Origin of the sequence: Mycobacterium sp. (assembly GCF_049802695.1) — a bacterium.
Lineage (GTDB): Bacteria > Actinomycetota > Actinomycetes > Mycobacteriales > Mycobacteriaceae > Mycobacterium.
This window is the reverse complement of sequence record NZ_JBARMY010000546.1, coordinates 1-10,393: the sequence shown is the minus strand read 5'-3', so window position 1 is coordinate 10,393 and position 10,393 is coordinate 1. Positions and strand designations below refer to the sequence as shown.

The 10,393-nt window shown below is 67.1% G+C and carries 7 protein-coding genes; 4 read left to right on the top strand and 3 right to left on the bottom strand.

The genetic code is table 11. The features are described 5' to 3' along the window. Nucleotides 1–160: 160 nt before the first annotated feature. Together WA317_RS21525 and WA317_RS21520 are read right to left on the bottom strand one after the other, a co-directional pair. Complete coding sequence (locus WA317_RS21525; protein ID WP_425174956.1) at nt 161–1,183, bottom strand: PAS domain-containing protein; 1,023 nt, start codon at nt 1,181–1,183, stop codon at nt 161–163. Between the two features lie 296 nt (nt 1,184–1,479). Further along, nucleotides 1,480–3,825 (bottom strand): DEAD/DEAH box helicase, encoded by a 2,346-nt coding sequence (locus tag WA317_RS21520; protein WP_425174955.1) that lies wholly within the window; start codon nt 3,823–3,825, stop codon nt 1,480–1,482. Between the two features lie 300 nt (nt 3,826–4,125). Between WA317_RS21520 and WA317_RS21515 the strand changes: the two genes are divergently transcribed. The 3 genes from WA317_RS21515 (at nt 4,126) to topA (ending at nt 8,013) form a co-directional block, all read left to right on the top strand. Beyond that, the gene (locus WA317_RS21515; protein ID WP_003925183.1) at nt 4,126–4,329 is read left to right on the top strand and encodes a cold-shock protein; all 204 of its coding nucleotides are present in this window, start codon (nt 4,126–4,128) and stop codon (nt 4,327–4,329) included. Between the two features lie 137 nt (nt 4,330–4,466). Continuing rightward, the gene (locus WA317_RS21510; protein WP_425174954.1) at nt 4,467–5,045 is read left to right on the top strand and encodes a hypothetical protein; all 579 of its coding nucleotides are present in this window, start codon (nt 4,467–4,469) and stop codon (nt 5,043–5,045) included. Nucleotides 5,046–5,202: 157 nt separating this feature from the next. Continuing rightward, nucleotides 5,203–8,013 carry a type I DNA topoisomerase gene (topA, locus tag WA317_RS21505; RefSeq protein WP_425174953.1) on the top strand — a complete coding sequence of 937 codons (2,811 nt, stop codon included), beginning with the start codon at nt 5,203–5,205 and terminating at the stop codon, nt 8,011–8,013. 11 nt (nt 8,014–8,024) lie between these two features. Here the strand turns inward: topA and WA317_RS21500 are convergent, their stop codons facing one another. Further along, nucleotides 8,025–9,662, bottom strand: a complete 1,638-nt coding sequence (locus WA317_RS21500; RefSeq protein ID WP_425174957.1) for an adenylate/guanylate cyclase domain-containing protein — start codon at nt 9,660–9,662, stop codon at nt 8,025–8,027. Nucleotides 9,663–9,720: 58 nt separating this feature from the next. On the opposite strand from WA317_RS21500, the gene WA317_RS21495 reads away from it, so the two are divergent. Next, on the top strand, nt 9,721–10,393 hold a 673-nt coding region (locus WA317_RS21495), incomplete at its 3' end, for a DNA polymerase III subunit delta' (protein ID WP_425174952.1).

Genomic DNA, 10,393 nt, shown 5'->3' with positions numbered 1-10,393 from the left:
GGCGACGAGACTGACCCACCAGATGCGCGCCGACGACGCGGAGTGCGTGGTCGAGGGCCTGGACGTGGTGGTGACCGTCCGGATAGCGGTGCCTATAGCCGGACGGTTCAGCGCCCGGTCGGCCGCGCGGGCGGGACCGGCCTGAGGAATTCGGCGGCGCTCAGTCGTCGGTCGGCAACCCCGCTTCGGCCAGTTCGTGGTCGGTGGGCAATCGCAACGAAATCAGCCCGGCGAACGTCTGCTCTTCGAGTTCCACCCGGCTCACGGTCACGTGCACCGGTACCCAAGAGCCGCCCGCACCAGGCAGGCGCAACACCCGTGCGGTGGCACCGTTGGCGACTTCCGAAGTCATCGAGAGCATTAACGGTTCGTCTTCGGGATGCACCCGCGAAGAACCCGCCACGTTATGCCAGTCGTAAAAGGGGCAGGGCTCATCAAGCCATTTGAGCAGAGTCCAGGTCTTGAGGTCGAACAGCGCGCGGTGGACGCCCGGTTGGGCCAGGCCGCTGAGTATCTTCTGCGCCAGGCACTCGCCGGGCTCCGCAGCGCTGTCCCGTTCCATCCGCCAGTTCATCCCTCGTGCGACGAGGTGGTCGGGGCCGTCAGGCCCCGGTTCCAGGCAGTGCCGCGCGACGAAGCCCACTGTGATGGGTGTGCCCTCCCAGTCACTGGCATCCCATGCGATGCACAGAGTCTGACCGGGTTCCGGCTTGACCACCCTGGCAAGGACCTTGCCTTCGTTTGGCTTGAGAACCCGAGGTGGCCAGTTCGCGGCGAACGCCCGGCCCTGGGCAGCCTCCACGTCGGGGTTCTTCCCGTTGTTGAGCAACGACTCCCTGGTGTCGGTGGCCGCGCCGAGGGTGAGGTCCCACTTCAGTGCGCCAGGCGTCGGCCGCTCGGGCGGCTCGGCGTCGGCGGGGCCGCTCCACACGTGCACCCCGTGCACCTGCCCGTCCGACATCAGCACCGGCTCGGTGCGGATCACCCGATCCCGCTTAGGGGTGATGCTCGCCAGACTCTGCCCGGTCTGCACCGACTCCGCGATCGCCGTACGGATCGCTGCGATCCGAGGATTACGTCGCAGGAAGGCGGTGAGCGGGACGAGGCTCCTCAGCTGAGATCCCTGCGCTACGACGGCGGGGTCAGCGCCGAGCGTCTCCACGAGCAGCCAGTCGTGGGTCATGCCACACTCTACCGACGCGCTAAGCGGTAGCCCCGGCTGAATGTCTGACTTCTCCGACAAAGCCTCCGGTGAATTGGACAAGTGAGACGATTCCCCTTGCACAACGCCATCTGTGCCAGGTAGCTTCCTGCTGCACCCCCGGCTTGTCGGGCTAGTCGGGCGGGCAGCGGATCCCCTGGTTGGGCCGTACGTTGCCCCTGTGTTCCGATCACGCATTCCTGCTGGCTGCAGAAACAGGAGAAGCGAGAAGACTTTCCGGCCGGAACAGGCGAAGGCGACCGTCGAGGGGTCGGTCGTCATCCGCCAATGGATCGCGACGCGTTCGTTTCCAACTGGCGGATTACCAGGCGTAACACCCCAACAGCGCCCGCTTTGTCCAGCGGCTCGTTGCCGCTTCCGCATTTGGGGGACTGCACGCACGACGGGCAGCCGCGCGGGCATTCACACGCCTCGATCGCCGCAGCGGTGGCGGCCAGCCAAGTACCCGCCTGATTGAATCCGCGTTCGGCGAAGCCGGCGCCGCCCGGATAACCGTCGTAGACGAAGACACTGGGCAGCGGTGCAACCGGATCCAGGCCAGTCGCGGTGGACACTCCACCGATGTCGCCGCGGTCGCAGCTGGCCACCAGGGGCAGCAGTCCTATCGCCGCGTGCTCGGCAGCATGCAGCGAGCCCGGAATGCGTTGCGTGTCGATACCGTTGCGGTGCAGGGCCTCTGGAGTGATGGTGTACATGACCGAGACGGTGTCCAGGGTCTGCGCCGGGAGTTCGAGGTCGACGAAATCGAGCACTTCGCCGGTGAGCCGGCGGCGCAGATATCCCACGACCTGACTGGTGACTGTGACCGGCACCAGACCTAGCGTGACTGGACCGAACACCGCACGCTCTCCGGTTCCGCTGACTGTGATGTCGGTGAGTTCGCGTGCGAATGTCGCGTAACCGGGGTCTTCGGCGTGGACGAACGCGATGCCGCTGTCGATGTCGAGCGACTCCACCACATAACTGTCGCCCTGATGCAGATACACCGCCCCCGGATGAACACACGCCACGGCCTGGCCGGCGCCCGCCGTGCCGAGCAAGCGGCCGGTACCCACTTCGACGATCACGACCTGACCGCCGGTGGGGCCGCGCACACCCACCGCGGCGTGTGGTTCCAGGCCCGGCGTCGGGAAATACTTGCCGGACCGCCGCCGCAGCAGCCCGTCGTCGACCAACGTCGCGGCCACCTGCTCGGCGCCCAACGCCCGAATCTCGGTGTCCTCGAGTGGCAGTTCGGTTGCTGCACACAACAACTGCGGCCCGAGGATGTACGGGTTCGCCGGATCGATCACCACGCGCTCGATCGGCTTGTCCAACAATGCCGCCGGATGGTGCACCAGATAGGTGTCCAGCGGATCGTCACGCGCGACCAACACCACCAGCGCACCCTGGCCGCGCCGTCCGGACCGGCCGGCCTGCTGCCAGAACGAGCTGACGGTACCCGGAAACCCGGCGATCAATACCGCGTCCAGGCCCGCGATGTCGACGCCGAGCTCCAGCGCGTTGGTGGCGGCCAATCCACGCAAACGGCCGTCGGCCAGGGCATGTTCGAGCGCACTGCGGTCCTCGGCGAGGTATCCGGCACGATAGGACGCCACCTGCTCAGCCAGATCGGGCGCGATCTCGTCCAGCCGGGCCCTGGCGGTCAGTGCGGTCAATTCCGCACCGCGGCGGGAACGGACGAACGTCAGCGTTTGCGCGCCCTGCATGACCAGATCGGCCATGATTCGGGCCGCCTCGGCTCCGGCCGACCGTCGCACCGGTGCGCCGTTCTCGCCGACCAAATCCAGGCGCAGGGCAGGTTCCCACAACGCGACCGTGCGGGCGCCATGCGGGGAGCCGTCCTCAGTGATCTCCTCGACCGGTTGACCGATGAGCTCAGCCGCGGTAGCTGCAGGCGAGGCGGTCGTCGCGCTGGCGAAGATGACCGTCGGCTGTGCGCCCGAAACCGAGTAACGGGCACACAACCGCAACAGACGGCGCAGCACAATCGCCACGTTCGAACCGAAAACCCCGCGGTAGTGGTGGCATTCGTCGACGACGACGAACCGAAGCGCGCGTAGGAACACCGCCCAGCGCGCATGATTGCGCAGCATCGACAGGTGAACCATGTCCGGATTGGAGAACAGCCACCGTGAGCGTTGACGTGCCAGGCGGCGCACCTCTGCCGGGCTGTCACCGTCATAGGCGGTCGGCGCCACATCGCGCAGCCGTGGAATAGCGGTGGTCAACGCGTGCCCGGCGCGTAACTGATCGTGTCCCAGGGCTTTCGTCGGCGACAAATAAAGAACCCGAGCCTGCGGATCCGTCGAGAGCGCATGCAGAATCGGCAGTTGGTAGGCAACCGATTTGCCCGAAGCGGTGCCGGTGCTGACCACGACGTGACGGCCCGCATGTGCCAGTTCGGCGGCGGCGGCCTGGTGTGACCAGGGGGCGTCGATGCCGCGAGAGTTGAAAGCGCGGATCACGTCCGGCTCCACCCACGCCGGCCAGCTGTGCGGTCGGCCGGGCCGGGCCGGCAATTCGGTGACGTAACGCAGCGGATCTTCACCGGGCTCGCCGCCGGCGACCGCGGCGGCGAGCAGCTCCCTGCCGAAAGTCACCGCACACTCCTTCGAACCGGCTCGAGCCGGGTTGGTATCGGCCTTACAAGTGAATTCTTCAACAGGAGGATGCCGAATTGGTCACCAGACGCTGACGCCGAAGCGGTCGACATGATTGACTGATGGGCGGTCGCGGCTTCTGTGTTCGTGTCAAACTTTCGCAGGATCGACGTTGTGGCCGCACGTCCTGCGAGGGTTGGGTCGGGGAAGTTCCGGCATCTCACTGGGTACGGCGGTCACGGCGGGCCCGGGCACCGAAGACGGTGTACCGCACCTGAGAAGAGAAGGAAAAATCGAGAGATGCCACAGGGAACTGTGAAGTGGTTCAACGCGGAGAAGGGGTTCGGCTTCATTGCCCCTGAGGACGGTTCCGCCGACGTGTTCGTCCACTACACGGAGATCCAGGGTTCGGGCTTCCGCACCCTCGAGGAGAACCAGAGAGTCGAGTTCGAGGTCGGCCAGAGCCCGAAGGGTCCGCAGGCCACCGGCGTCCGCTCCATCTGAGCGACTGATTCTCACGAGAACCCCCCGCGCGCTAGCTCCACCGGGCCCAGCCGGGGGGTTCTCGCTATTGCAAGAGTGGCACGGCACGCCTCGTCGTAGGCGTGGTTGTGCACCCGCGCTGGCTTACTGTCGATGACGTGAGCCAGCTGTCCTTCTTCTCCGCAGAGTCGGTGCCGCCCGCGGTCGCCGATTTGACCGGAGTCCTGGCGGCCGCCGGCCAAGTCGTCATGGTGGGCGGCGGGGCCCGGCTCTCAGTTGTCGTCGAACAGCACTGGCGAGCCGCCGCGCTGGCCGACATGATCGCCGACGCCGGCTTGGTGCCCGAGATCACCCGGACCGAAGAGCAGACTCCGCTGGTGCGAACAGCTGTTGACGCGCGGCTTCGCGGCCTCGCGGCCGAGTGGACTCGCGGGGCGGTCAAAACGGTGCCTCTGTCGTGGTTGCCCGGGCCGCGCGAGCTGCGGGCCTGGACGCTGGCCGCAGGCGCCCCGGAGGCCGACCGTTATCTGCTCGGCTTGGACCCGCACGCGCCGGACACCCACTCGCCGCTGGCGTCGGCGTTGATGCGGGTAGGTATCGCGCCTACCCTGATCGGCACCCGCGGAAGTCGGCCCGCGCTTCGGATCAGCGGTCGGCGCCGGTTGTCGCGTCTGGTAGAAAGCGTCGGGGAACCACCTCGAGACGCCGCGGCGTTGTCCCAGTGGCCCCGCGTTTAGCCCGGTCCGAGCGCGGGCTGTATACAGCGGCGCCGGGGAGTCGGTTTGCGTCGGCCCGCCCGGGGTGCCACATTGTCTGTTGTCCACAGGGGGCGCCGGTGCCGGCTGGGACCGTGTGACCACTCGGGACCGTATCGGAAGCGGAGCGTAAGCGCAGTTGGCTGAGCCGAAGTTGAAGGACCGCAGCGGCCACGAAAATGGCCGGGGGCGGCGACTCGTCATTGTCGAGTCGCCGACCAAGGCGCGCAAACTTGCCGGTTACCTGGGCTCGAACTACATCGTCGAGTCGTCCCGCGGGCACATCCGCGACCTGCCCCGGGCCGCGGCCGACGTGCCCGCGAAGTTCAAATCGGAGCCCTGGGCCCGGCTGGGGGTCAACGTCGACGCCGACTTCGAACCGCTCTACATCATCAGCCCTGACAAGAAAAGCACGGTCAGCGAGCTGAAGGGGCTGCTCAAAGACGTCGACGAGCTGTACCTGGCAACTGACGGCGACCGCGAAGGCGAAGCCATCGCTTGGCACCTGCTGGAAACCCTCAAGCCCCGCATCCCGGTCAAGCGGATGGTCTTTCACGAGATCACCGAGCCGGCCATCCGCGCGGCCGCCGAACACCCCCGCGACTTGGATATCGATCTGGTGGACGCCCAGGAAACCCGCCGCATCCTGGACCGGCTCTACGGCTACGAGGTCAGCCCGGTGCTCTGGAAGAAAGTGGCGCCCAAGCTGTCAGCGGGCCGCGTGCAGTCGGTGGCGACCCGCATCATCGTGCAGCGCGAGCGCGACCGGATGGCGTTCCGCAGCGCCGCGTACTGGGATGTCGTCGCGGAGCTGGACGCCAGCGTCTCCGACCCGGCCGCCTCCCCGCCCACCTTCTCTGCCCGGCTGAGCAGTGTCGACGGCCTGCGGGTGGCCAACGGTCGCGACTTCGACTCGCTGGGCGCGGTGCGCAAGCCGGCCGAGGTGGTCGTCCTCGACGAGACTACCGCCGGGGCGTTGGCCGCCGGTTTGACCGGAGCGTCGCTGACCGTGGCGTCGGTGGAGGAGAAGCCGTACACCCGGCGGCCGTATCCGCCGTTCATGACATCGACTCTGCAGCAGGAGGCCGGCCGCAAGCTGCGGTTCTCCTCTGAGCGGACCATGAGCATCGCGCAGCGGCTCTACGAGAACGGCTACATCACCTATATGCGTACCGACTCGACGACGCTGTCGCAGTCGGCCATCGACGCCGCGCGGACCCAGGCTCGGCAGCTCTACGGCGAGGAGTACGTGTCTCCGTCGCCGCGCCAGTACACCCGCAAGGTGAAGAACGCCCAGGAAGCACATGAGGCGATCCGGCCCGCGGGCGAGACGTTCGCCACCCCTGATGCGGCACGGCGCGAGCTCGATGGCGACGAGTTCCGGCTCTACGAGCTCGTCTGGCAGCGCACGGTCGCCTCACAGATGGCCGACGCCCGCGGCACCACGCTGAGCCTGCGGATCGCCGGTGCCTCGCGTAATCAGCAGGTGGTGTTCAGCGCCAGCGGGCGCACGCTGACATTCGCCGGCTTCCTCAAGGCCTATGTGGAGACCGTGGACGAACTGGCGGGCGGTGAAGCCGACGACGCTGAAAGCCCCCGGTTGCCGCAGCTGACCGAGGGGCAACGGCTCAGCGCCATCGAATTGACCCCGGACGGCCACTCCACCAACCCGCCGGCGCGCTACACCGAGGCCTCGCTGGTGAAAGCGCTCGAAGAGCTCGGTATCGGCCGTCCGTCGACCTACTCGTCGATCATCAGAACCATTCAGGACCGTGGCTACGTGCACAAGCGCGGCAGCGCGCTGGTGCCGTCGTGGGTGGCGTTCGCGGTGACCGGTTTGCTCGAACAGCACTTCGGTCGGCTGGTCGACTACGGTTTCACCGCGGCGATGGAAGATGAGCTCGACGCTATCGCCTCCGGTAACGAGCACCGCACCAACTGGCTCAACAACTTTTACTTCGGCGGTGACCACGGCGTGCAGGATTCCGTGGCCAGATCCGGCGGCCTGAAGAAGCTCGTCGGCATCAACCTCGAGGGCATCGACGCGCGAGAAGTCAACTCCATCAAGCTTTTCGACGACAAAGAGGGCCGAGCCGTCTATGTCCGGGTAGGCAAGAACGGGCCGTATCTAGAGCGCATGGTGGCCGGTGAGGACGGTGAGCTGTCACCGCAGCGGGCCAACCTCAACGACGCGCTCACTCCCGACGAGTTGACGCTCGAGCTGGCAGAACAGCTCTTCGCCACACCGCAAGAGGGGCGGACACTCGGCGTGGACCCCGAGACCGGTCACGAAATCGTAGCCAAGGACGGTCGTTACGGACCGTACGTCACCGAGGTCCTGCCGGAGCCGCCGGATGACGGCGAGGACGGCGCACCGGTGAAGAAGGGCAAAAAGCCGACCGGTCCCAAACCGCGGACCGGATCATTGTTGCGCAGCATGGATCTGCAGACCGTGACTCTCGAAGACGCGCTGAAACTGCTGTCGCTGCCGCGTACCGTCGGTGTCGACCCGCAAACCGAGGAGGAGATCACCGCCCAGAACGGGCGATACGGTCCGTATCTGAAGCGCGGCACCGACTCTCGGTCGCTGGCGGCGGAAGACCAGATCTTCACCATCACACTCGACGAAGCGCTGAAGATTTATTCCGAGCCGAAACACCGTGGGCGGCAAGCCAGCTCGGCACCGCCGTTGCGGGAGCTCGGCAACGACCCGGCGTCGGGCAAGCCAATGGTGATCAAGGACGGCCGGTTCGGTCCTTATGTCACCGACGGTGAAACCAACGCCAGCCTGCGGAAAGGCGACGACGTGTTGTCGATCACCGATGAGCGTGCCGCCGAGCTGCTGGCTGACCGGCGCGCGCGCGGGCCGGTGAAGCGGACGGCCAAGAAGACTACGAAGAAAACCACCCGGAAAGCACCGGCCAAGAAAGCGGCCAAACGCAGCAGCTGAACAGCGCTGACTCAGACTTCGTTCGAGACTCGCTCCGGCAAGGTCAAATTCAGCGGGCGGGCCAGCTGGGTGGGGCCGGTGCGGCCGCGCAGCGACACGACCTCGGCGACGTTCCAGCACAGCGCCTCGGCGTCCAGGGCGCCGCTGACCGCGACCGACGACGCCAGCACATGGCCCTCCTCGAGCTTGGCGAGCTCGGTGAGTCGGGCCGCCTCGTTGACCGGGTCGCCGATGACGGTGTATTCGAAACGGGCTTGCGCGCCGATGTGGCCGGCGATCGCCCGGCCCGAGGATACGCCGATGCCGAACTCCGCTGAACCGAGTACCGGGATGAGTTCGTCGTGCAGTTCGCGAGCCGCCGCCAGCGCGCCGCCGCACGGGTCAGGATGTTCGATGGGGGCGCCGAAGATGGCCAGGGCCGCATCGCCCTGGAACTTGTTCACAAAACCGCCGTGCCGGCCCACGGTGTCGACCACGACACGGAAGAACTCGTTCAGCAGGTTGACGACTTCGCTGGGTGGCCGGGTCGCCGCGAGGTGCGTGGAACCGACCAGATCGACGAACAACACTGCGACGTCGCGCTCCTGACCGCCCAACTCGGTACCGTGCTCCAGCGCCCGGCGGGCCACGTCTTCGCCGACGTAGCGACCGAACAGGTCGCGCAACCGCTGCCGCTCGGACAGGTCGCGCACCATGTCGTTGAAGCCGGCCTGCAGCAGGCCCAATTCGCTGGCATCGTAGATCTGCATATGCGCGTTGTAGTTACCGCGCTGCACCTCCCCCAGCGCCCAGCGCAACTGCCGCAGCGGGTCCGCGATCGACATGGCCACCAGCAGGGTACTGGCGAAACCGATCACCAGTGCGGTCAATGCGAGCAGTAGGACAGGGCCGAACAGGTCGTCGGGCGCGGGGTGCAATAGCGAAAATTTGTCTGCCACGACAGCGAGCACGATGGCCACCAGTGGTACGCCGGTCGACAACGCCCAGGTCAACAATTGGCGTCTGATCACCCCGGCTGTACTGACGTTCTCCGGCAGGCCGGCCCGCAGGGCCGCGACGGCGACCGGGCGCAGGACCCGTTCGGCCTGCAGGTAGCCGATGATTGCGGTAGCAGTGGCGCCCAGTCCGGTGGCGACGGCTACCACCGGCGCCGCGTGCCTGGCCACCGGCCAACTCGCCATGATGAAGACCACGCCGCCCACGCACCAGTAGCCGAGGCTGATCAACGTGCGATAGAAGGGCATCCGCAGGGCGCGGCAACGGGCCAGTTCGGTCGAGGCGGGGTCGGTGTCAGCGAGTAGCCCGTCGCGCCGCTGCCACCGGAAGACCGGCACCAGCAGCCGCAGGCTCAGCGAGAAGCCGGCGCCGAACAGGACGACCAGGGCCAGGCCGAACAGCGCCAGGTTCGCGGGCGGCAGATCCTGCAGCTCGATGCGGTCCTTGGGCGGCAGGCCGTAGCGCAGGAAGCCGAGCACCAGCAGTGCACCGATGACATCAGCCTGCACCATGCTCAGCGAGAACACCGGCCACGGCGTGCGCACCAGCCAGCGGAGGAATCCGCTGATTCGTGCGCTCAGTGCCACGGTGGTGCTCACTCGCCCACCGTATCGGCGCTGATAACTCTGAAGTAGCCGAAAAAACGGTTCCAGGGCATTGAAGGGCCTTGACGGGCCGATGGTGTCGGCGAGAGCCAGTAATGTTGCCGAGGTGTCCCGGGTGTTTGCGCGGCTCGTGGGCCAGGAACAGGTTGAAGCTGAGCTGGTAGCGGCCGTGCAGGCGGCGCGGGGTGATTCGGCTCACAAACCGGGTTCCGGTGCCGCGCTGTCGCACGCCTGGCTGTTCACCGGCCCACCCGGATCGGGACGTTCGGTTGCTGCCCTGTGCTTCGCGGCCGCCCTTCAATGCACGTCGTCGGGGTTGCCGGGTTGCGGCGAGTGCCGCGCATGCACGACGACGATGGCCGGCACACACGCAGACGTGCGCCGCGTGATTCCCGAGGGTCTGTCGATCGGCGTCGACGAGATGCGCGCGATAGTGCAGATCGCCTCCCGGCGCCCCAGCACCGGACGCTGGCAGATCGTGCTGATCGAGGACGCCGACCGGCTGACCGAAGGGGCGGGGAATGCGCTGCTCAAGGTGGTCGAGGAGCCGCCGCCGTCGACGCTGTTCCTGCTGTGCGCGCCGACGGTGGACCCGGAGGACATCGCGATCACGTTGCGGTCCCGGTGCCGTCATGTGCCGCTGGTGACCCCGTCGGTCGCGGCGATAGCCCAGGTGCTGGTCGACAGCGACGGTTTGACCGGTGAGACCGCCCACTGGGCAGCAGCGGTCAGCGGAGGTCATGTGGGGCGGGCGCGCCGGCTGGCCACCGACCCGGAGG

Bases quoted from the DNA above. Each gene is read 5' to 3' on its own strand.
- WA317_RS21525 (WP_425174956.1), bottom strand. From the start codon at position 1,183: ATGACCCACGACTGGCTGCTCGTGGAGACGCTCGGCGCTGACCCCGCC.
- WA317_RS21515 (WP_003925183.1), top strand. From the start codon at position 4,126: ATGCCACAGGGAACTGTGAAGTGGTTCAACGCGGAGAAGGGGTTCGGC.